The organism is Actinomyces gaoshouyii (assembly GCF_002076915.1).
Taxonomy (GTDB): Bacteria; Actinomycetota; Actinomycetes; order Actinomycetales; family Actinomycetaceae; genus Actinomyces; species Actinomyces gaoshouyii.
On sequence record NZ_CP020468.1, the window covers coordinates 437,524 to 460,045 of the forward strand.

18 protein-coding genes and 1 pseudogene are annotated in these 22,522 nt (G+C 70.6%); 15 read left to right on the top strand and 4 right to left on the bottom strand.

Translation table 11 applies throughout. The features are described from left to right. The first annotated feature begins 23 nt into the window (after positions 1–23). The 5 genes and pseudogenes from B6G06_RS01720 (at position 24) to B6G06_RS01745 (ending at position 6,333) form a co-directional block, all read left to right on the top strand. Positions 24–1,732, top strand: a pseudogene (locus B6G06_RS01720) (ribulokinase). Between the two features lie 68 nt (positions 1,733–1,800). Continuing rightward, complete coding sequence (locus tag B6G06_RS01725) at positions 1,801–2,745, top strand: sugar-binding transcriptional regulator (RefSeq protein WP_080462551.1); 945 nt, start codon at positions 1,801–1,803, stop codon at positions 2,743–2,745. Between the two features lie 92 nt (positions 2,746–2,837). Then, the gene (locus B6G06_RS01730) at positions 2,838–3,404 is read left to right on the top strand and encodes an amino-acid N-acetyltransferase (RefSeq protein ID WP_080462610.1); all 567 of its coding nucleotides are present in this window, start codon (positions 2,838–2,840) and stop codon (positions 3,402–3,404) included. A gap of 302 nt (positions 3,405–3,706) precedes the next feature. Further along, positions 3,707–4,585, top strand: a complete 879-nt coding sequence (locus B6G06_RS01735) for an HhH-GPD family protein (RefSeq protein WP_080462609.1) — start codon at positions 3,707–3,709, stop codon at positions 4,583–4,585. 992 nt (positions 4,586–5,577) lie between these two features. Continuing rightward, positions 5,578–6,333: a hypothetical protein gene (locus B6G06_RS01745; protein WP_081170654.1), complete on the top strand. Its 756-nt coding sequence runs from the start codon at positions 5,578–5,580 to the stop codon at positions 6,331–6,333. Positions 6,334–6,501: 168 nt separating this feature from the next. Here the strand turns inward: B6G06_RS01745 and disA are convergent, their stop codons facing one another. Both disA and radA read right to left on the bottom strand, forming a co-directional pair. After that, the gene (disA, locus tag B6G06_RS01750; RefSeq protein WP_080462548.1) at positions 6,502–7,563 is read right to left on the bottom strand and encodes a DNA integrity scanning diadenylate cyclase DisA; all 1,062 of its coding nucleotides are present in this window, start codon (positions 7,561–7,563) and stop codon (positions 6,502–6,504) included. A gap of 184 nt (positions 7,564–7,747) precedes the next feature. Further along, positions 7,748–9,163 carry a DNA repair protein RadA gene (gene radA, locus B6G06_RS01755; RefSeq protein WP_081170656.1) on the bottom strand — a complete coding sequence of 472 codons (1,416 nt, stop codon included), beginning with the start codon at positions 9,161–9,163 and terminating at the stop codon, positions 7,748–7,750. Between the two features lie 206 nt (positions 9,164–9,369). On the opposite strand from radA, the gene B6G06_RS01760 reads away from it, so the two are divergent. Genes B6G06_RS01760 through B6G06_RS01775 form a run of 4 tightly spaced genes read left to right on the top strand, consistent with a single transcriptional unit; the run spans position 9,370 to position 13,209 of the window. Beyond that, positions 9,370–10,431: a siderophore ABC transporter substrate-binding protein gene (locus tag B6G06_RS01760; RefSeq protein WP_229657952.1), complete on the top strand. Its 1,062-nt coding sequence runs from the start codon at positions 9,370–9,372 to the stop codon at positions 10,429–10,431. Next, entirely contained in the window at positions 10,432–11,421 is a 990-nt protein-coding gene (locus B6G06_RS01765) for an ABC transporter permease (protein WP_080462546.1), read from the top strand. Next, a complete protein-coding gene (locus B6G06_RS01770; RefSeq protein ID WP_081170658.1) occupies positions 11,418–12,434 on the top strand; it encodes an iron chelate uptake ABC transporter family permease subunit in 1,017 nt (338 codons plus the stop codon). The genes B6G06_RS01765 and B6G06_RS01770 overlap by 4 nt, the downstream gene beginning before the upstream one ends. A 22-nt stretch (positions 12,435–12,456) precedes the next feature. Continuing rightward, entirely contained in the window at positions 12,457–13,209 is a 753-nt protein-coding gene (locus B6G06_RS01775; RefSeq protein WP_080462544.1) for an iron ABC transporter ATP-binding protein, read from the top strand. A 131-nt stretch (positions 13,210–13,340) separates the two neighbouring features. Here the strand turns inward: B6G06_RS01775 and B6G06_RS01780 are convergent, their stop codons facing one another. Then, complete coding sequence (locus B6G06_RS01780; RefSeq protein ID WP_081170660.1) at positions 13,341–14,315, bottom strand: sugar-binding transcriptional regulator; 975 nt, start codon at positions 14,313–14,315, stop codon at positions 13,341–13,343. Positions 14,316–14,516: 201 nt separating this feature from the next. Between B6G06_RS01780 and B6G06_RS01785 the strand changes: the two genes are divergently transcribed. The 5 genes from B6G06_RS01785 to B6G06_RS01805 all read left to right on the top strand — a co-directional run bounded on the left by B6G06_RS01785 (position 14,517) and on the right by B6G06_RS01805 (position 19,724). Next, the gene (locus B6G06_RS01785) at positions 14,517–15,509 is read left to right on the top strand and encodes a phosphotriesterase family protein (RefSeq protein ID WP_081170662.1); all 993 of its coding nucleotides are present in this window, start codon (positions 14,517–14,519) and stop codon (positions 15,507–15,509) included. A 15-nt stretch (positions 15,510–15,524) separates the two neighbouring features. Further along, positions 15,525–16,184: a 3-dehydro-L-gulonate-6-phosphate decarboxylase gene (locus tag B6G06_RS01790; protein ID WP_080462541.1), complete on the top strand. Its 660-nt coding sequence runs from the start codon at positions 15,525–15,527 to the stop codon at positions 16,182–16,184. Next, positions 16,181–17,149 carry an L-ribulose-5-phosphate 3-epimerase gene (locus B6G06_RS01795; protein WP_080462540.1) on the top strand — a complete coding sequence of 323 codons (969 nt, stop codon included), beginning with the start codon at positions 16,181–16,183 and terminating at the stop codon, positions 17,147–17,149. The genes B6G06_RS01790 and B6G06_RS01795 overlap by 4 nt, the downstream gene beginning before the upstream one ends. A gap of 145 nt (positions 17,150–17,294) precedes the next feature. Continuing rightward, positions 17,295–18,242 (top strand): sugar kinase, encoded by a 948-nt coding sequence (locus tag B6G06_RS01800; protein ID WP_081170664.1) that lies wholly within the window; start codon positions 17,295–17,297, stop codon positions 18,240–18,242. A gap of 96 nt (positions 18,243–18,338) precedes the next feature. Then, entirely contained in the window at positions 18,339–19,724 is a 1,386-nt protein-coding gene (locus B6G06_RS01805) for an MFS transporter (RefSeq protein ID WP_081172139.1), read from the top strand. Positions 19,725–19,858: 134 nt separating this feature from the next. On the opposite strand, the gene B6G06_RS01810 is transcribed toward B6G06_RS01805, so the two are convergent. Beyond that, positions 19,859–20,620: an L-ribulose-5-phosphate 4-epimerase gene (locus B6G06_RS01810; protein WP_081170666.1), complete on the bottom strand. Its 762-nt coding sequence runs from the start codon at positions 20,618–20,620 to the stop codon at positions 19,859–19,861. Between the two features lie 249 nt (positions 20,621–20,869). On the opposite strand from B6G06_RS01810, the gene B6G06_RS01815 reads away from it, so the two are divergent. Further along, positions 20,870–22,339, top strand: coding sequence for a xylulokinase (locus B6G06_RS01815; protein WP_081170668.1), 1,470 nt, complete (start codon positions 20,870–20,872; stop codon positions 22,337–22,339). The last annotated feature ends 183 nt before the right edge of the window (positions 22,340–22,522 follow it).

The following is a 22,522-nucleotide window of genomic DNA, read 5'->3' on the forward strand; positions in this document are numbered from 1 at the left end:
AATGCGAAGGAGCGATGAGCACCATGACAACCGCAGGAGCACCCTCCAGGGAGGGGACATGCACCCTGGGCCTCGACTTCGGCACGCTATCCGTGCGCGCCGTCGTCACCCGCGTATCCGACGGCGAGATCCTCGCCGATGCCGTGAGCGAGTACGCCACCCCGATCATGGATCGGCGCCTGACCGCCGGTGACAACCGTGAGCTGCCCCCGGAGTTCGCCCTCCAGGTGCCCGGCGACTACCTGGAGTCCATGTGCGCCGCCAGTGCCGCCGCCGTGCGCGCCTCCAGGGTGAGCAGCACCGACATCATCGGCGTGGGACTCGATGTCACCTCCGCCACCGTCGTCGTCACCGACTCCGACGGCGTGCCCATGTGCGACAAGCCCGAGTTCGCCAACAACCCCCATGCCTACGTCAAGCTGTGGAAGCACCACGGGGCGCAGGGCCAGGCCGACCGCATCGTCGAGCTCGCCAAGAAGCGCGGTGAGGCCTGGCTGCCCCGTTACGGCGGCATCCTGTCGGCCGAGATGCTCCTGCCCAAGGCGCTGGAGACCCTCGAGAAGGCCCCTGACCTCTACGCCGCCACGGGAGAGATCGTCGACATGCTCGACTGGCTCACATGGCGCCTGACCGGCACTCTAGCCTACTCGGCCTCTGAATCCGGCTACAAGCGCATGCTCCAGGACGGCGTCTACCCCTCCGAGGAGTTCCTCGGCGCCCTCAACCCCGACTTCGCCGACGTCTACGCCACGCGCATGAACCATCCGATCGCCCCACTCGGATCGGCCGTGGGGGCCTGACCGCGGAGTACGCCCAGGCCTTCGGGCTGCGAGAGGGCACCCCCGTGGCCGCGGGCAACATCGACGCCCACGTCCACGCCGCCTCTGTCAACGCGGTTCGGCCCGGTCAGCTCACCGGCATCCTCGGCACCTCGACCTGCTGGGTCCTGCCCGCTGAGGAATGCGTGGAGGTGCCAGGCGTCTTCGGCGTCGTCGACGGCGGCATCTCCGAGGGCACATGGGGCTACGAAGCCGGTCAGAGCGCGGTGGGCGACTCCTTCGCCTGGTTCATCGAGAACAACGTGCCGCGCTCCTACTTCATCGAGGCCGAGTCCGAGGGCATCTCGATCTTCGCGCTCCTGGCCCGCCTGGCCGCCGAGCAGGAGATCGGCGAGCACGGCCTGGTGGCCCTCGACTGGTGGAACGGAAACCGGTCCCCATTGGTCGACTCCCAGCTCACCGGTCTCATGATCGGCCAGACGCTCGTGACCCGCCCCGAGGACCAGTACCGCGCGCTCCTGGAGTCCACCGCCTTCGGCGCCCGCGTCATCATCGAGAACTTCGAGTCCCACGGCGTGCCCGTCACCGAGGTGCGCGTTGCCGGGGGCCTCATCAAGGATGAGTTCCTCATGCAGATGTACGCCGATATCACCCGGCGTCGCCTGCTGACCGCCTCCACCCTCCAGGCCGGGGCCCACGGCTCCTCGATCTTCGCGGCCGTTGCCGCCGGCGCCCACCCGGACCTGCCCGCCGCGGCGACCGCGATGGGCGGCGTGTCCGAGAGGATCTACGAGCCCAACGAGCCGGCAGCGGCTCAATACGATCGCCTGTACGAGATCTACCGCCATCTCCATGGGCTCTTCGGGCGCGGGGACGAGACGATGCACGCCCTCAAGGCGCTGCGAGCCGACGCCCTCCGGCGCCGAGCGGAGGAGCCGGCCGATGCTGAGTGACACTCAAGGCCCTGCGACATCCGGTGGATCCGGGGTCGCGCGGTACCCGGTGCCTGGGGAGGAAGACGATGAGCGACGCCGAGCGCGAGGCCCTCATGCTGCGGGCAGCCGAGCTCTACTACTACGAGCGCCTGACGCAGGCGGCCATCGCCGACCGCCTCATGTGCTCGCGGTGGACCGTCGGGCGCCTGCTGGAGGAAGCCCGGGATTGCGGGATGATCACCATCTCGATCGTCCATCCGCACGCCCGCGACCGCTCGCTGGAGAACCGACTCCGCGATGCCTTCGGCATTCCCGACGCCATCGTGGTCACCTGCACTGAGGAGGCGCGGACCGCCCGGCGCGTCGTCGCCTCCGCGACGAGCGACTACCTCACCGGACTGCGTCCGCGCCCGGCGACCCTCGGCGTGTCCTGGGGACGCACCGTCGCGGCGGTCGCCCAGGCCATGCCCGATCGCTGGACGAGTGGGCTCGAGGTCTACCAAGCCTTCGGCGGTCTCATCCGCTCCGATGATGATGACGATGTCGTCGGGCGATCGATCAGCCTCATCGCCCGCAAGGGCCAGGGAGTCGGGCGCCTCCTGCCCGCTCCGGCCTTCGTGCGCGACGTCGAGCTGGCCCAGCGCCTGCGCCAGGAGCCGAGCATCGCCCGCATACTCCGCGATGCCGCCGACGCGGACACCATCCTCTACTCGCCCGGGGCGATCCGCGACGATTCCATCCTCGTGCGCTCGGGATACCTCAAGAAAGGGGTGATGGAGCGACTGCGCGCCAAAGGGGCTGTGGCCGACTTCTTCTCCCATTTCGTCGACTCCCGCGGCGTGCCGGTCATCCCCGAGGTGGAGGACCGCGTCATCTCCATCGGCCTGGAGGCCCTCGCCGGGCCGGGCCGGCGTATCATGGCGGGCTACGGGCTGGACAAGGTGCTGCCGATGCGCGTGGCCCTCGCCGCAGGCTTCGCCACCGCTGTCGTCACCGATTCATGCACTGCCTCCGCGATCCTGGCGCACTGAGCGGGACTGGGTAGGGTGGATCGGTGACCTCTGTGCTAGAGCCCGAGCCTTCCTGCGCTCAGGCGCCCACTCCGGCCGGTGGATCGAGTGCCCTGCCGGGCGGCTCGGCGACTGAGCAACGGAGTCTCCCGATCCTGCGGCCGGCTCGCCCGGCGGATGTGCGCGCCATCGCCGATCTCGTCCGGCCCTTCGCCGAGAGGCGGATCCTGGTCGCCAAGGACCTCATCGCCTACTTCGAGGACGTCCAGGAGTTCACAGTCGCCGAGTTGCCCCCGATCCCGGGGACCGTGCGCCCCACGGGCATCGAGCCGGGGCGGATCGTGGGCTGCGGCGCGCTGCACGTCATGTGGGATGACATCGCGGAGATCCGCACTCTGGCGGTGGATACCCGCTTCAAGGGGCGAGGCGTCGGCTCGGCGCTGCTGCGCGCCCTCATCATCCGGGCGCGCTCCCTGGACCTCAAGCGCCTGTTCTGCCTGACCTTCGAGGTCGGCTTCTTCAGTCAGCACGGTTTTCATGAGATCGCGGGGACGCCCGTGGGCACCGATGCCTTCGCCGAGATCGTCCGCTCCCATGACGACGGCGTCGCCGAGTTCCTCGATCTGGCCCGGGTCAAGCCCAACACCCTGGGCAACACCCGGATGCTCCTGGAGCTCTGATCCGCTGCCAAGCCCTGATTGCGATCGCCAACGCGCGGCGCGGTTGCGGACGTCCCGCGGGGGCGCGTCCGCAAACCCGACACGCGTCGGCAATTCCGTGGCGCGGACTCTGGTGCCCGGCTCGTGGTCGCTCGGCGGCTACGATGCGGGCCCAGGAGGCGCACGTGGATGGAGCAAGAGAATCGGGGGCCCTGAGCCGCGGAATCGCCCAGGCCCCGGATGGTGTCGGGAGCCCCACCGGCAGCACCAGCAGTGCCGGCTGTCCTGGCGGCGCCGCTGGGGGAGACGACGCCGCCTCGGAGATCATCGCCTGGTACCGGCTCCACGCCCGCGACCTGCCCTGGCGTCGGCCCGGGACCTCGCCCTGGGCGATCCTCGTCAGCGAGGTCATGAGCCAGCAGACCCCCGTGGCCCGCGTGATCCCGGCCTGGCGGGAGTGGCAGCGCCGCTGGCCGGGTCCCGCGGATCTCGCCGCCGCCCCCACCGCCGACGTCCTGCGCGCCTGGGGCCGCCTGGGCTACCCCCGCCGGGCGCTGCGCCTGAAGGAGTGCGCCGCCGCCGTTGTCGCCGAGCACGACGGCGTGCTGCCCGCCCAGCGCGAGCCGCTCCTCGCCCTGCCCGGCGTCGGGGAGTACACGGCGGGCGCGGTGCTGGCATTCGCTCACGGGCGCCGCGCCCTCGCTCTGGACACGAACGTGCGCCGGGTCCTCGCCCGCGTCATGGGCGGCCAGGCGCTGCCCGCGCCCCACCTGGGCCGCGCCGAGCGGGAGCGCGCCGAGTCCCTCCTGCCCCGCGATGACGCGACGGCGGCCCAGTGGTCCGTGGCCGTCATGGAGCTGGGGGCGCTGGTCTGTGCGGCCCGCGAGCCGGACTGCCCGGCCTGCCCCTGGCGGCGCCGCTGCGCCTGGCTGGCTGCGGGGCGCCCTGCTGACGAGCACGCGGGCAGGCGCAGGACCCAGGCCTGGGCGGGCACGGACCGCCAGGCGCGGGGCCTCATCATGGCGGTCCTGCGGGAGGCCCCCGAGGGGCGCAGCGTCGTTGCCGAGGCCCTGCTCGCCGCCGCGGGCGCGGCGAAGCGGGGCGGTGCCGATCCCGGGCAACCTGCTCGGGCCCTGGCGGGGCTCCTGGCCGACGGCCTCATCGCCACCGATGACGCCGGCACCACCTACCGTCTGCCGTGAGCGGAGCACTGCGGGTGATGAGTCGGCATTCCCCACGACCTCGGATGCGTTCCGCTGCGCGGTGGCGGTTCCCGCGGGGGCGTCCTTGATGAGGCGCCTCGCGCGGGCATCGTGGGGATCCGAGTTCGTCTCCAGGTGCCCGCAGTGGTCTGACTGGCGGGGTGAAGAGCACCACGCCGGAGAACGTGACCTGAAAAGCACATATGAGCGGTCGGCCCTGGCGCAGTAGAGCGAGTCGTCGGATGCCCGGCCGGTGTGCGAGGAGTCCGGGACACGCGGCCGGCTGAGCGGGGCGCTCGCGGGCGGGGTGGGATCCGGGCGGTACAGTCTGCCGCATGGCACAGGGACGCAGAGGGGGCGGTGGAAGCAGCGGTGGCGCGGCCAAGGGCCGGAAGAGCGGGCGACCGCGCCCTGCGGGTTCGGCGCGTTCCTCGGGTCGAGGGGCTGGAAGCGGGCGCGCGCCCGGCTCGTCATCCCTGTCGCGGGGATCCTCCTCGAGGCAGCAGGCCCGATCAGCCGCGAGCAGAGGGGGCGCGCGCGCCGGGTCCCGCTCTGATTCCAATTCCAAGCGCCGTCGGACATCCTCCTCCCAGCGCGCGAGCACTGCCGCGGGGCGCGCCAAGGGCCACCGGTCCGCTCCGTCGCCCGGCCAGGGACCGCGCAAAGGGCGCTTGGACCGCACGGCCAACGCCCTGAGCACCCAACGCCATCCGCGCGCGGGCGCCATGGGCGCTGTGAGGGGGATACTCGCCTCCCTCGCCTCCCGTTCCCAGGACCACAAGGCCCCGGGCCTCTCCTCAGCTCGCGCCTCTTCCTCGCGATCCGCTGCCCCAAGAGCCTCAGGCCCGCGATCGGCGAGCTCGGCCCGCTCCTCCGCAGCCAGGACCTCCGGACAGCGCTCCGGTGGGAGCTCCCGCGGCGGTGCCGGGCGCGGAACGGCGAATGGCGGGGGAGGGCCGCGGGGCGCGCGCGGGGCCCGCGGCCAGCGCCCCGTGCCTCCTGCCCAGCCCCGCTACTGGCTGCGCCGGCTCATCCTGCTGTGCGCTGTCGTCCTCCTCCTGCTGGCGCTCGTCGTGGGCATCGTCCAGGGCGCCTACGCCGTCCGGGACCGGATTCGCGAGCAGGATCGCCAGCAGGCCGCCGAGCAGACGGTCACCCCCTACCCCGCCCCGCTGGCCTGTGCCGCCGATGCCCTCGGTGTCTCGGTCAGCGCTCCCGAGGAAGTCGCCCCCGGCGCGGGTATGAGCGTCGAGGTCACCATGACGAACAACGGCGCCGACGCCTGCCTCCTCGATCTGGGCAGCCGGTCGTTGGGCGCCTCGATCACCTCCGGGGGAAACCTGGTGTGGGCATCGGACACCTGCTCGCCGTCGGCCGACAGCCGCCGGCTCCTCGTCAAGCCCGGTGCCTCGGCCTCCGCCACCATCACCTGGGACGGGCGGCGCAGTGGGTCCGAGTGCGCTCCCGCTGCCCCGACGGCGACCGCCACCGGCACGGTGGTGACGCCCACCGCTGTCTCGGAAGCACCCAGCGCGACTCCCTCCGAGGATCCCGCCGTGGACCCGAGCGCTTCTCAGAGCGCCGATCCCAGTGCCAGCACCGACCCCGCCGCCGCCCCGACGCCGTCAGCCTCGCCCCTGGCCCCCGCCCAGTCCAACGGGGACGTCGCCACGACCGGCGTTTACAAGCTCCAGCTGCGCCTGGGCGACGCCAATCTCGGCGATGAGAGAGTCTTTGTCGTCAAGTGACGCGGCCGCTGCTCGAAAGGGTGGTGGGAGGTGGGGGGAATCGGCTCGCAGGGCCGGCATTGTGTCCGGCGAGAACGCCTGGGAGAGCTTCAGCTCCCGGTGGCGGAAGGACCGGTGGGCGGACCGATTCGCCGGCCCGACTCTCACCGGAGTCGCGAGTGCCGCGCCTCAGCGCTCGTTGAGGGAGACCTCGGCAAGACGGCTCAGGCCGTCGCGCAGGGTGCGGGCGCGACGCGGCCCGATGCCCTCAACGGCCTCGATCTCCTCGCTCGATGCCCCGAGGATCCCCTGCAGGGACCCCCAGTGGTCGACAACGGCGCGGATCGCCACCAGCGGCAGCCGCGGGATCTTGGACAGCAGGCGCAGGCCCCGTGGGGAGATGGCGGTGTCGAGCTCCTGGCCGTCCGGGCCGCCCAGGCCCATGGAGCGGGCCACCATGGCCAGGTCGAGCAGGGCGGGGGAGCCCACCCACTTCAGTCGCGCGTCCACCGTGGCCACCTCGAGCCCGTTGGGCAGGTAGTCCGCCAGCAGGAAGTCCCGCTCGGCCATGAGGCCGCGCGTGAGCTCCTCGAGCTGCAGGTCGAGCAGGCGGCCGTCGGTGCCGAGCTCGAGGACGTAGCCCTCGATATCCGAGGCGATGCGCCGCACCATCTCGAGCAGTTGCAGGACGCTGGTGACGTCGCGGACGGAGACGATGTCCTCGATCTCCAGAGTATTGAGCCCGGAGGCGGTCTGGGACAGGCGCGTCGTGTAGCGCTCGAGGGTGGCCAGGGCCTGGTTGGCGCGGGCCAGGATCGACTCGCTGGGCTCGATGACGCGGCGCTTGCCATCGATGTACAGGGAGATGATCTGCATCGACTGGCTCACCGAGATGACCGGGTAGCCGGTCTGGCGGGCCACGCGCTCGGCGGTGCGGTGCCGCATGCCCGCCTCCGCGGTCTCGATCGAGGCGCTGGGCAGGAGCTGGACGTTGGCGCGGCGGATGCGGGTGGCGGTGGAGTCGATGACGACGGCGCCGTCCATCTTCGACAGCTCGCGCAGTCGGGCTGCGGAGAGCTCGGCGTCGATCTGGAAGCCTCCCGAGGAGATCTCCTCGACCGTCTCGTCGTAGCCGATGACGATGATCGCGCCGGTGCGGCCGCGCAGGATGCGCTCCAGGCCGGCGCGCAGCTCGGTGCCGGGGGCGACGAGGGAGAGGGTCTCACGCATGAGACTGCTCGAATCACTCATCAGTGCTCCTGGTCGGGCGCTCGCTCAATGGGCGAGTGGTGCTGTCGTGGCTGATCCTCGGCCATCGTAGTGGCGGGGTGGCGGCCCACCCCGGCAAGGTGTTGAAGACCACTGGGTCCGACGCCGAGTTGTTGCCTTCCGGGATCATCGCCGTCCCTCATCGCCCCGCGCGGATGGGCCGGCCTCAGCCACGGGGGAGCGCCGCACCGACGGCCTCGCCCACATGGCTCACCGGCAGCACCCGCATGCCGGGCACCTCCCGCAGCTCTTGGGAGCCGGCCAGGGGGACCAGCGCGTGGTCGAAGCCGAGGCGCGCCGCCTCCGCCAGGCGCCGCTGGATTCCGACGGTTGCCCTCACCTCCCCGGTCAGCCCCACCTCCCCGAAGGCCACGAGCCCCGGTGGCGTGGGCAGGCCCTGGGCCGCGGAGACGACGGCGATCGCCACCGCCAGGTCCGTGGCCGGCTCGACGGCGCGCGCCCCGCCGACGGTCGAGACGTAGACATCCGAGCTGGACGTGTCCACCTTGAGCCTGGCGGCCAGCACGGCCAGGCCCATGGCGACGCGCGCGTGATCGACGCCGGACGTGGTGCGGCGCGGCGACCCGGCTCCGGTGGCGGCCACGAGGGCCTGGATCTCCACGGGCATGGGCCGGCGCCCCTCCAGGGTGATGGTGGCGCAGGTGCCCGGCACCTCGGATCGGGCGGCCGATAGGAAGAGCCCGGAGGGGTCGGCCAGCCCCACGATGCCGCGCTCGCCGAGATCGAAGCAGCCGACCTCGTCAGTGGGTCCGTAGCGGTTCTTCACCGCCCGCAGGAGCCGCAGGCGGGCGTGGCGGTCCCCCTCGAACTGGGCGACGACGTCCACCAGGTGCTCCAGGACGCGGGGACCGGCGATCCCGCCGTCCTTCGTCACATGCCCGACGAGAAGCACGGGGATCCCCCGCTCCTTGGCAACCGCGATGAGCGCGCCGGCCACGGCCCGCACCTGCGTCACCCCGCCCGCCGAGCCATCGACGGCGGCCGAGGCGATGGTCTGCACCGAGTCGACGACGAGCAGCGAGGGGCAGGCCTCCTCCACGTGGCCCAGCAGCGCGCCCAGCTCCGTCTGCGCCGCCAGGAGCAGGGCGTCATCGATGGCCCCGATGCGCTCGGCGCGCAGGCGCACCTGGGAGGCGGATTCCTCGCCGGTGACGTAGAGGATGGGCCCCTCGCCGCGCCGGCGGGCGACGGCGGCCGCCTTGGCGGCGACGTCGAGCAGGAGGGTGGACTTGCCGACACCGGGCTCCCCCGCCAGGAGCACCACGGCGCCCGGCACGATCCCGCCGCCGAGCACCCGGTCCAGCTCTCCCACCCCCGTGGGGCGGGCCCGGGCCTCCTCCGCGCTGACCTGCCCGATGGGGCGGGCGGGGGAGGAGGGGCGCACCGCCTCCACCGCCCGCGCCGCCCCGGAGCCCCCAGCCGCGCCCGCGACCTCCTCCAGGGTTCCCCAGGCGCGGCACTCCCGGCACTGGCCCAGCCACTTGGGGCTCGACCAACCGCACTCGGAGCAGCGGTAAGAGGGCTTGGGCGCCTTGACGGGAGAAGCGGTGTTGCTCGGCATGTCCCGAGACTATCGAGGGGCACTGACACGAATGGCGGGCGCCCCGGGACGCTCCGACGGCGGGATGCAAATGGGGGTGGTCCAGTCAACCCCTGTCGCGATACGGAGGTTGAGGTAAGGCTCACCTTTATGTAACCTGGTTCCCTCAGGCATTATTTCCCTGCCGCGCACCGCTGGCCTCCGCTTTCTACTGAAAAGGATCTCCCGTGGCCCCTCGCCGACACCTGACCGCACCGCATCTGCTCACCCGCCGTGGAGCGCTGACCGGGGCCGGCGCGCTCGGTCTGGCGGCCGCTCTGGCCGCCTGCGGCTCCAAGAAAGAGGGCGGCTCGCAGGCCGCCAGTAGTGGCTCCGCCGATGGCTCGGCGGCGTCCGCCTCGGCGGCACCCACGTCGGTCAGCATCGAGGACAATCACGGCACGGTGACGGTCGCCCTGCCGCCGGCGACCGTCGTGTCCACCGACAACCGCACCTTCGAGGTCCTCGCCGACTGGGGTGTCGCGCTCGCGGCGGTCCCCAAGAAGATCATCCCGTCGACCATCACCGCCTACTCCGGTGACGGCGTCGTCGATCTCGGCAACCACCGCGAGCCCGATTTCGACGCCCTCATCGCCGCCGCGCCCGACCTCATCATCATCGGCCAGCGCTTCACCCAGCACTACGACCGCATCGTCCAGGACAACCCCGAGGCCGCCATCATCGACCTGGAGCCCCGCGAGGGCCAGCCCATCGACGCCGAGCTCGGCCGCGAGGTGACCGCGCTCGGGCAGATCTTCAACAAGACCGTCGAGGCGGACAAGCTCATCGCCGACCTCGGCTCCGCCATCGAGAGGGCAAAGGGCGCTTACAACGCCTCCCACAAGGTCATGGCCGTCAACGTCTCCGGAGGCAATATCGGGTACGTCGCCCCCGGCAAGGGACGCACCTGGGGGCCGCTCTTCGACCTGCTGGGTCTGACCCCCGCCCTCCAGGTCGAGGGCTCCACCGACGACCACCAGGGCGACGACATCTCCGTGGAGGCCATCGCCGAGGCCAACCCCGACTGGATCCTCGTCCTCGACCGCGACGCGGCGATCAAGGCGAACGATCCCTCCTACATCCCGGCCAAGGACGTCATCGCCGGCAACGCCGCGCTGCAGGGCGTCACTGCGGTGAGCAAGGGGCAGATCGTGTACGCCCCCGCGGACACCTACACCAATGAGTCGATCATCACCTACACCGAGATCGTCACCTCCATGGCCGACGCCTTCTCCGGCAAGGCCTCCTGAGTGACGCCGATACCGGGCGCCGATCGGGCGACCCGTCAGCCCCTGCTCGGGCGCGGCCAGCTCGTCGGCCTCGTCGTCGTCCTCGCCCTGCTCATCGCGAGCCTGGCCACCGGCGAGTACTCCATCCTCGGCGGCGCCGACGGCGCGCAGCTGTTCCTGGATGTGCGCGTCCCGCGCACGATCGCCCTCGTGCTCTCCGGCGCGGCGATGGCCATGTCGGGACTCGTCATGCAGGCCCTCACCCAGAACCGCTTCGTGGAGCCCACCACCACGGGCACCACGGAGTGGGCGGGGCTGGGGCTCCTGGCGGTCATGATCCTCCTGCCGAACGCAACAGTGCTCACGCGCATGGTCGGGGCGGTGACGGCGGCCTTCGTCGGCACGATGATCTTCTTCCTCATCCTGCGCCGCATCAGCCTGCGATCCTCCCTGCTCGTGCCCATCGTGGGCATCATGCTCGGCGCCGTGGTCAGCGCGGTGTCCACCTTCATCGCCCTCGAGGCCGACGCCCTTCAGTCCCTGGGCGTCTGGTTCCAGGGCTCCTTCACCTCGGTCTACCGCGGCCAGTACGAGGTGCTGTGGATCGTGCTGGCCGTCGTCCTCGCCGTCTTCGTCTACGCCGACAGGCTCACCGCGGCCGGCCTGGGCGAGGATGTGGCCACGACGATCGGCCTGGACTACCGGCGCGCCGTCATGATCGGCACCGGCCTCATCGCGATCGCCACAGGGGTGGTGACGGTCGTCGTCGGCTCTCTGCCCTTCCTGGGGCTCATCGTCCCCAACATCGTGTCGATGCGGCGCGGTGACGACCTGCGCTCGAACCTGCCCTGGGTCTGCCTGCTGGGCGTCGGCATCGTCACCGTGTGCGACCTCGTGGCGCGCACGATCATCGCCCCCTTCGAGGTGCCGGTGGCCGTCATCCTCGGGCTCGTCGGCGCGGCGGTCTTCATCGGCCTCATCATCGGCCAGGTGAGGAAGGGGAGCGTATGAGCGCGACCGAAGAGCGGCGCTCCGGCGCCTTCGCCTCGCGCTCCGACAGGCGCCGCTGGTGGCTCCTCTTCCTCGGCATCACAGCGCTGGCGGCGGTCTGCATCGTCGGCCTCGTCCTCTACGGCAACCCCGCCGTCGTCGGCTCGCGCGGGTTCTGGAGGATCGTCGACCGCCGCATGGACGCGGTCATCGCCATGGCGGTGGTCGCGCTGTGCCAGGCCATGGCCACCGTCTCCTTCCAGACCGTCACCGGGAACCGGATCCTGACCCCCTCGATCCTCGGATTCGAATCGCTCTACCGGGCGATCCACACCACGACGATCTTCCTGTTCGGCGTCGCGGGCCTCAACGCCGCCCGCACCACGGGCATGTTCCTGCTCCAACTGGCCCTCATGATCGGGCTCAGCCTCCTGCTCTACTCCTGGCTGCTCCTGGGCTCGGTCAAGGGCCTGTACCCCATGCTGCTGGTGGGCATCATCATCGGCGCGGGCCTGGGGAGCCTGTCCACCTTCATGCAGCGCCTGCTCACCCCCAGCGAGTTCGATGTGCTCACGGCCCGGCTCTTCGGCTCCGTCAACAACGCCGACCCCGACTACTACCCGGTGGCGATCCCCCTCATCCTGGGGGCGGCGGCGCTCCTGTACGCCCTGTCCAGGCGCCTCAACGTCCTCTCCCTGGGGCGCGACACGACGACGAGCCTCGGCGTCGGCCACGCCAGGATCTCCCTGGCCGTCCTCGTGCTCATATCCGTGCTCATGGCCACCTCGACCGCCCTCGTCGGCCCCATGACCTTCCTCGGCTTCCTCGTGGCGACCCTCACCTACCAGCTCTCGCCGACCTACGACCACCGTTACGTCTTCCCCATGGCCGTCAGCCTGGCCATGCTCACCCTGTGCGGCGCCTACTTCCTCATGAGGAACGTCTTCTCCGCCCAGGGGGTCGTATCGATCATCATCGAATTCGTCGGCGGGGCCCTCTTCCTCATCGTTCTACTGCGCCGGGGCCGGCTGTGAGCCCCCGGCTGAAGGAGAGACCATGATCGACCTGTCCGGTGTCCGCAAGGTCTACTCCTCCGAGGTCTCCATCGGGCCGGTGAGCCTGGAGATACCCGCCGGGGGCATGACCGCCTTCATCGGCCCCAATGGCGCGGGCAAGTCCACCCTGCTGACGATGATCGGCCGACTGCTGGGCATCGACGAGGGCGCCATCACCGTGGCCGGCAAGGACGTCACCTCCACCAAGTCGGCCGAGCTCGCCAGGATCCTGTCCATCCTGCGTCAGGAGAATCACTTCATCTCCCGCCTCACCGTGCGCCAGCTCGTGGGCTTCGGGCGCTTCCCCCACAGCCATGGGCGCCTGAGCGCCGACGACGAGCGCGTCATCAGCCGCTACATCGATTTCCTCGGTCTGACCGACCTGGAGTCCCGCCACCTCGACCAGCTCTCCGGCGGCCAGCGCCAGCGCGCGTACGTGGCCATGGTCCTCACCCAGGAGACCGAGTACGTCCTCCTCGACGAGCCGCTGAACAACCTCGACATCGCCCACAGCGTGGAGATGATGACGCACCTGCGCCACGCCGCCACCGAGCTCGGCCGCACGATCCTCATCGTCCTGCACGACATCAACATCGCCGCCCGCTACGCGGACCGCATCTGCGCGATCAAGGACGGCGGCGTCGCCTTCTTCGGCACCCCGGCCGAGGTCATGGATCCCGCGGTCCTCTCCGAGGTCTTCGGCACCGACATCACCGTCATCGAGGGCCCTCACGGCCCCCTCGCCTGCTTCTGAGGCGCGGGAAGGAGGCCGGACTGCGCTCCTCGCGCCGACCGGCGCCGTGTGCCCCGAGCGGTGCCGTTCGCACCGAGAGGTGCGGGCCGCCCGCTCCAGCGGGTGCGAATCGCATCAGTCGGAGTCGGGGCTCAGCGCCTCGCGGCCTCCAGTGTGAGGACGGCGCGAGCGGTGGGCTCATCCGTGGCCAGAGCGGAGAGGTAGCCGCTGCGCAGGGCCGCCAGGATCGCCGTCGTCTTATCGGTTCCCGCCGCAACCCCGATGACCAGTGGGATGTCCGTCAGGCGCTCCAGCCCCAGGCACAGGGTGCGCTCGCAGATCGCGGTATGCACATGGCGGCCATCGGCGTCGAGGTGATGCCCGCAGATATGGGCGACGACGCCCTTGGCCCGGCACTCGGCGATCACCTCCGGCGTCATCCACCGCCGCAGCAGGGGGCTCACCCCCAGCCCATCGCCGACGGCGCCGATGCCGGTCAGCGCCGCGTCCGAACGGGCGGCGAGCTCGATCGTCGTCGAGACCTGCTCCTCCTGGCGCATGCCCGTGGCCATGGCCAGGGAGTCGAAGACGAGCGGCACGGTGAGATTGCGGTAGTGCCCGCCCAGGCGCAGGGCCATGGAACGGGAGATGTTGGGGCCGTCCTCCAGGTTGAAGGACTCGCCCGCGCTGCCCACCATCGCCACCACCATCGAGTCCGGCCAGATCTGTTCCGGCAGGTGATGCGCCACCGCCCCGACCGCGCGCCCATTGGACACGGCGACGACGCAGCGCCGTCCCACGTGCTCCAGCAGGAGCTGCCCGGCCGAGCGCGCCAGCTCCGCGCTGACACCCTGCTCGCCCGTGGGCCGCGCCTCGCAGACCCGGGCCTGCTTGAGGCCGAAGACCCGAGCCAGCTCCTCCTCGAGCCCCATGAGGCGCTCGATCGGATGGGCGACCGTGATCGTGACGACCCCCTCGCGCCGGGCCTCGGCGAGCATCCGGGAGACCGTGGGGCGCGAGTAGCCCAGGCGGGAGGCGACCGCCGCCTGGTCGAGCCCGTCCTCCCAGTACAGGCGAGCGACGTCGAGTAGCAGGGACAGTCGGGATCGATTAGCAGTGGCGCACATCTGTTCCTCCTCGACTCATCAGGGGTGCGAGCGGGCGGCGTTTCCCGTTTCCGTGCTGCGATTCTAGGGAGCGCTGGTCAAAGAGCGCATCGGAGGTTGTGAACCTATGTTCATCGCGTCGATTCGGTCCTCATCTGTCAACTCCTAGGTTCGTTCATGCCTGCCGCGCATCGGGCGCGGTCCGTTCGAAGGAGAACCCGCATGAGCATCGTCCGCACCATCCACGGTGACGTCGACGCCTCCACCCTCGGTGTCGTCAACGCCCACGACCACCTCATCCGCGTCGGCGCCGGCGAGGTCTACATCGACCCCGATCACCTCCTCATCGACGAGGACAAGGCCGTCGAGGAGGCCGCATCCTTCGTGGCCGCCTCCAAGCGCTTCGCCACCTCCGGCACCATCGTGGACATGTGTCCCGCCTCCTCGGGGCGCGGCGTCCTCAAACTGCGCGATGTCGTCGACCGCGTCCCCGACCTCCAGGTCATCCAGGCCACCGGCTTCCACCAGCAGAAGGTCTACCTCGAATGGCGTCAGTCCTGGGTCAACCAGTACACCGTCACCGAGATCGCCGACCTGCTCATCGCCGACATCGTCGAGGGAGTCGACGCCAACGACTACATGGGGCCCCTCGTCAAGCGCACCGACATCAAGGCCGGCTGCATCAAGTGGGCCACCGCCTACGGCAGGATCACCGACTGGGAGGTCAAGACCGGCCAGGCCGTCGCCATCGCCTCCAAGGAGACCGGCGCTCCCATCAACACGCATGTCACCGCCGGCACCTGCGGTCCCGAGCAGGCGCGCTTCCTCGTCGAGCACGGCGTGGCGCCCGAGAAGATCGCCATCGGCCACATCCAGCGCAACTGGGACCCCTGGGTCCACGAGCAGATCACCTCCCTCGGCGCCTACGTGGAGCTCGACGGCACCAACCGCATCAAGTACGTGCCGGACAACGCCCGCGTCAACCTCATCAAGACCCTGGGGGACAAGGGTTACGGCAAGCAGATCCTGCTGGGTACCGACTCCGGTAAGGCCTCCTACCAGAAGGCCTACGGCTCGGTCTCCGGCATCGACTACGACCCGGCCGTCTTCTGCCCGCGCCTCATCGACGACGAGGGGGTCGACCCCGCCTACGTCCAGGACCTCCTGGTGAACAACGCGGCGACCTTCTTCGCCTTCGAGCCCCTCGCCGGCTGAACGGGGGAGAGAACCATGTCACCTGCACCCGGGCTGCAGATCGCCCTGGATACCTTCGACCTGCCCAGCGCGCTCGGGCCGCTTCAGAAGGCGGCGCCCCACGTCGACGTCATCGAGTGCGGCACCATCCTCGTCCTCGCCGAGGGATTCCACGCCGTCAGGGCCGTGCGGGCCCTCTTCCCGGACAAGGAGATCCTCGCCGACGTGCGCATCGCGGAGGCCGGCTCCAAGATCGCCCGCATGGCCTTCGAGGCGGGAGCCTCACTGGTCAGCTGCGTCGCAGGGGCATCCATGGCCACGATCGAGCAGGTCTGCGCCGGCGCCGCCGAGTTCGACGGCGAGGTCCAGGTCGAGCTCGCCGACGAGTGGTACGACGCCGACCGCGCCCGCGCCTGGCGCCAGGCCGGGGTCCAGCACGTCATCGTCAAGCGCTCCCGGGACCGCGAGGCCGCCGGGAATCTGTCCTGGAAGCCCGAGGACCTGGGGCGCGTCGATGAGCTCGCCGGCATGGGATTCACCGTGACGATCACCGGCGGGGTCACCCCCACCGACCTTCCGGCCTTCGCCGGCCACCCGGTCGGCATCGTCATCGCCGGGCGCTCCATCGTGGCCGCCGCCGACCCCGCCGCCGCGGCGGCAGAGCTCAAGCGGGCCATCGAGGAGGTGTGGCCATGAGCGCGAGCATTCTGGCGCCGTCGGCGCCCTCGGTCGGCGGCTCCAGCGCCGCGCGGCCCAACGGCTCGCCCCGAGCCGACGATCCCCTGGCCGAGGGCCTCATCCTGGGGATCTACGAGAAGGCCCTGCGCGGCCCCGCCCCCGTCACGCCCCCGCAGTGGCGGGACTTCCTCACCCAGGTCGCGCAGGGCGGATTCTCCTTCCTGGACCTGTCCATCGATGAGTCCCCCGAGAGGGAGGCCCGCCTGGACTGGTCCCCCGAGCAGTGGCGCGCCGTGCGCCGCGCCGCCGAGGACGTCGGGGCGATGATCGGCGGGATCTGCCTATCCATCCACCGGCGCATCGCGCCGGGCTCCGCGGATCCTGCCACGCGACGGCGCGCCCGTGAGGTCATGGCCCAGGGCCTGCGAGCCTGCCACGAGGTGGGCGCCCCGGTCCTCCAGATCGCCGGCTACTACTGCTTCTACGAGGAGCCCGGACCGGATTCGGCGCGCTGGTACACCGATCTCCTCACCGACTCCGTCCCCCTGGCCGCCCGGCTCGGGGTGGTCATGGGCATCGAGAACGTCGACGGTGTCGGCGTCACCTCCATCACCCGCGCCATGGAGCTCGTCGAGGAGATCGACTCCCCCTTCCTCCAGATCTACCCGGACCTCGGCAATATCGCCGAGCAGGGCCTTGACCCGCGCGTCGAGGTCCCCGCAGGGCGCGGCCATATGGTCGCCATGCATGCCAAGGACGTGCGCCGAGGGGAGCCGCGCCGCGTCGACATGGGCACCGGGATCGTCGACTGGGACCTCTCCCTCTCCCTCCTGGCCGACCAGGGCTGGGCCGGGCGCCTCATGATCGAGATGTGGAACGACGACGCCCCTGACTCCGTTGCCAGATGCATGGCCGCCCGGGCCTTCATCGAGGAGCGGGCCCGCGCGGCGGGCATTGCCATCATAGGGCCCGAGGCCTCCTGACCCTCCGAGCCGATCGGCCCGGAGCCCTCCCACCAGTCCCTGCTCATACGCGGTCAGCACCGCACGACCCCATCACTCTCACGATTCGTACCACTGCACCACCCGGGCCGGACCCTGGCCAGCCCGGAGAACGAAGGAGATCGCCATGACCTATGACCTATCAACCATCGGTGAGGGGCAGATCCGCCTCACCTGCGAGCGGGGCGACCGGCTCATCACCGCCCGCACCCTGCGCATGACCGCCGCCGGCTCCGAGGCCAACGTGGCCGGCCTGCTCTCCGAGCTCGGCCGCTCCACCACCTGGGCATCCAAGCTGCCGAAGGGGGAGCTCGCCGACCGCATCGCCCTGGAGTACTCCGCCGTCGGCGTCGATATGAGCCATGTGGTGCTCACCGAGGAGGGACGGGTGGCGCTCTACTTCCTGGAGCCCGGCGAATTCCCCCTGCCCGGCAAGGTCACCTACGACCGGCAGTACACGCCCTTCCGCTCCATCACGCCCGCCGACTTCGACTGGGACAGTCTGCTCGATACCCGAGTCGTCTTCCTCACCGGCATCACGGCGGCGCTCACCCCCGAGACCGCCGGCGTCGTGCGTCACTTCGCCGATGCCGCCCGCGAGCGCGGCGTCGACATCGCCCTCGACGTCAACTTCCGCTCCCTTCTGTGGAGCGGGGAGCAGGCGCGCGAGGTCCTCGAGCCCATCGCCAGAATGTCGTCGATCCTCTTCTGCTCGTGCACCGACGCCCGCATCGTCTTCGGCATCGACGGCGAGGGCGTCGAGGCCTGCCGCAACCTGCGCGAGGCCATGGGCGTGCCCACCGTGGTCTCCACCGATGGGCGCGCCGGCACCTACCTCTCCTCCGAGAGTGGTGAGAAGGTCTTCGACATCAAATCCGTCACCGTCGTCGACCGCCCCGGCGCAGGCGACTCCTTCGTCGCCGGCACCCTCCACGGCTGGCTCGACGGCGACGTCGTCGCCGGCATCGAGATGGGCACGCGGGTGGCCCAGCTGGCCCTCACCCACCACGGCGACCTCACGCACGTGCGTCCCGGCGAGCTCGCCCTGCTGGGCGGCTCCGACATCCTCCGCTGAGGCGCCCCGGGGCCGGGCGGGCCCCGGGCCTGAGCGCCCGGCTCCGGCGGCGCCTCCCACACACATCGGTTCAGCAAGGTACAGATAGGTTCAATGATGAGCGCATCGACTCCCACCCCTCCGCGCGGGGCCACTGCCGCGGAGCAGATCGACAACCACCGCCTCACCGGCCATCAGAAGTCCCTCATCTCGATGGCGATCGTCGGCAACGTGTCGGAGTTCTTCGACATGTTCCTCATCGGCTTCATCATCAACATGCTCTCCAGCGCCCCGGGCTGGAGCCTGACGGGGATCCAGTCCGGCATCATCCTGGCCGGGGCCGGCCTGGGAACGGTCCTCGGCGCGATCATCTGGGGGCGCCTGGCGGACAGGATCGGCCGCAAGCAGTCCTTCATCTGGTGCATCGTCGTACTCGTCATCTTCACGGCGGCCTCGGCGCTCACCCCCGTCAACGGCTGGCTCCTCCTGGCCGTCCTGCGCACCGGCGTGGGATTCGGCGTCGGCGGCCTCAACATCACTTCCGTGCCCTACGTCCAGGAGTTCGTTCCCGCCAAGCAGCGCGGGCTCCTGTCCGGCTTGACCAGTGTGTTCATCCCGGGGGGCATCCTGCTGGGCAGCCTGGTGACGAAGTACTTCGGGGACGACCTGGGCTGGCGCGGCCTCATCGCGGTGGGCTGCATCCCCATCGTCCTGCTCGCCTGGACGCGAGTGGTGCCTGAGTCGCCGCGCTTCTACCAGACCCACGGCCGTGAGGCCGAGGCGCGGCAGGCCTACGCCTGGGCGATGGAGATCCCCGTGGAACAGGTGGCCGCCCTGCCGGAGATCCCCCAGGGGACCTCGGTGGCGTACTCCACCATCCTGAGGCGCTACCCGCGCCAGCTGCTCGTCGTGTCGCTGGGCTCCTTCTGCTTCATCCTGGGCTCGTTCACCGTGCAGTCCTGGGGACAGACGCTGCTCGGGCAGTCCTTCAAGTTCGACGGCGGGATGGTGGCCACCCTGTTCATCCTCGTCTCGCTCGGCGACCTGCTGGGGCGCCTGGGCTCCGCGTGGATCTCCGACCGCATCGGACGGCGCCTGACCATGCTCGGCTGCGGCATCATCGGCGGCAGCGGCGCTCTCATCGCGGCGCTGTCGACGAGGATGGGAGGCGACGGCGCCGCGAGCGCCGGTTGGGTGTTCTTCATTGGGATCCTCATCATCATGACCTTCGGCGACGGCGCTTTCGGGATCCTCAACGCCTTCGGCGGCGAGCAGTTCCCGACATCCGCGCGCTCCACCGGCCTGGGGCTGGGCTACGGGATCGGCGCGATCGCGAAGGTGGCGGGGCCCTACCTCGTGGGAGCCCTCATCGGTGGGGACAGACCCACCAGCGCCGACGTCGTCTTCGTGCCCTTCCTCATCTTCGCCGTGCTGCTCGTGCTCGGCGGGGTGACCTACATGTTCGCCACCGAGACCAAGGGCGCCTCCCTCGACGACATCTGACCTCTCTCCCCTCCCCCCCTCGCCGAGACCGGTCGAAAACAAGAACGAAACCGGTCGGGGACTCCGTATGGAGCGCTCCCGACCGGTTTCGTTCGTCATATCGACCGGTCTCGCATATTAGAAGGGGTGATGGGTCAGTGCTGGCCGTAGACGTTCTGGTAGCGGTCGTTGAGGCTGTCGATGGCCGCCCGGTCGATCGGGACCGGGGTGCCGCCGTCGCGTGCGATGTGAACGGTGCGCGCCACCTCTTCGCACATCGCCGCGGCCTTGACCGCCGCCAGCCCATCGGTGCCGATGGTGAAGGGGCCGTGGTTGGCCATGAGCACCGCCGGCGAGCGCGATCCCGACAGCGTCTCCACGATGCCCCGGCCGATCGAGTCATCCCCGATGAGTGCGAAGGGCCCCACCGGGATCTCGCCGCCGAACTCGTCGGCCATCATCGTCAGCACGCAGGGGATCGGCTCGCGCCTGGCCGCCCATGCCGTCGCGTACGTCGAGTGCGTGTGCACCACCCCGCCCACGCGCTCCATGTGCCGGTAGACGTAGGCGTGTGCGGCCGTGTCCGACGACGGCGAGAGCGAGGCGGGAGTTCCGTCGTCGATCTTGGTCCCATCCAGGGAGCACACGACCATCGTCTCGGGTGAGAGCCGGTCGTAGGTGACGCCCGAGGGCTTGATGACGAACAGGTCCGTCCTCTCCGGTCCGTCGCCGCGATCCACGACCACCCTCTCGGAGACGTTGCCCGCTGTCCACACCACGAGGCCCCATCGGGGCAACTCGGCGTGCAGTGCGGCCACCCGTTCCCGGGTGGCGGCGACGGCGGAGCGCAGCTCCTCATCCAGCTCGGCCAGGACGATCCGGTGGCCTGGGGGGGTGTTCGATGGCATTGTCGGCATGTCGGTTCTCCTCACTGAGATAACTGGTGGGCCGGTGGGGACGCGGGCGCCCGGTGATGGCCCGGTCGGGGTTCGCGAGTCTGCTCACATGCTGATTCGGTACTTTCCCCGACGGCCGCCGATTGTCACACTGATGGGGAGGGGATCTCATCGCGCGGAGCGCACATCGGTGCAGGCGCGCGCACGATCGCCGTGAGGCGCAGCGACGCGTTCGCCGTGCAGTCCCACTCATCCAAGGGAGAAGAGTCCATGACTTTGGTTGCTGGTGTTGATTCGTCGACGCAGTCGTGCAAGATCGTTGTCCGTGATGCTGATAGCGGTGTTCTGGTGCGTGAGGCGAGGGCCTCGCACCCTGATGGCACCGAGGTCCACCCTGATCAGTGGTGGCGGGCTCTGGGACAGGCGGTGGACGCTGCTGGTGGGCTCGCTGATGTGGCGGCCCTGAGTGTGAGCGGCCAGCAGCACGGCATGGTGCTGCTTGACGCCGGTGGTGAGGTGATCCGCCCGGCCCTGCTGTGGAATGACACCCGCTCGGCGGGCGCGGCGGTCGATCTGATCACCGAGCTGGGCGGCGGCGACCGGGCCGCCGGGCGCGCGGCGTGGGCCCGGGCGGTGGGGTCGGTGCCGGTGGCCTCGCTGACCATCACCAAGCTGCGCTGGGTGGCCGATCACGAACCCGAGGCGGCCGCCCGCATCGCCGCCATCTGCCTGCCCCATGACTGGCTGACCTGGCGCCTGCGGGGCACAGGGCGCTTGGAGGACCTGGTCACGGATCGCTCCGATGCCTCAGGCACGGGCTACTTCGATCCGGTGTCCAACACCTACCGGCGCGATCTGCTGGCCCTGGCCCTGCACCGCAGCCAGGAGGACGTCGAGGCCATTATCCTGCCGCGCGTGCTGGGGCCCCACCAGAGCGCGGGCCGGGGCGGGGCGGATGGCGCGGGCCGCGACCTGTCCCACCTGGTGCTGGGTCCGGGATGCGGGGACAACGCCGGGGCGGCCCTGGGCCTGGGCCTGGGGGTGGGGCAGACCAGCGTGTCCCTGGGCACCAGCGGCGTGGTCGCGGCGGTCTCGAGCGCGCCCACCCACGACCCCACGGGCCTGGTGACCGGCTTCGCCGACGCCACCGGGGCGTTCCTGCCACTGGCGTGCACCCTCAACGGTGCCCGGGTACTGGACGCGGCCAAGACGGTGCTGGGCGTGGGCTACGAGGAGTTCGATGCCCTGGCCCTGTCCGCCGCCCCCGGGGCAGGCGGCCTGGTGCACGTGCCCTACCTGCAGGGCGAGCGCACCCCCAACCTGCCCGACGCCACCGGGATCCTGACCGGCATGACCCTGACCAACCTGACCCCGGCCAACTACGCGCGCGCTGCCGTGGAAGGCCTTTTGTGCCTCATGGCCGACGCCCTGGACGCCGTGCGCGCCCAGGGCGTGGACATCGCAGAGGTCACCCTGACCGGCGGTGGAGCCAAATGGGCCTGCGCCAAGACCCTGGCCCCCGCCATCCTGGGCCTACCGGTGGACGCCCCCGCCCCGGCTGAATACGTCGCCAACGGCGCCGCCAAACAAGCCGCCTGGACCCTCACCGGTGCCGACCGACCCCCCGCATGGACCCCCACCGTCCCCGACCGCCTCACGACCACCGCCCAACCACACATCCGCACCGCCTACAACAACGCACGGAGACTCCTGGAACGAGGGATGAGAGAGGAGGAGTGAGGGAAACGGGGCGGGCCGAGCGCGCCCGGGGAGGGTCGGCCCGGGGCGGACGCGGGCAGGTCCCAGGGCCCGGGGCGTCGAACCGATAAGACATCTGATGATCAGCCGTCGGCTGAAGGCGCGGGCCACGTGCTCACCCCTGTGCCGCGCGGCCCGGGATCGCGCCGAATCCACCTGCGCGTC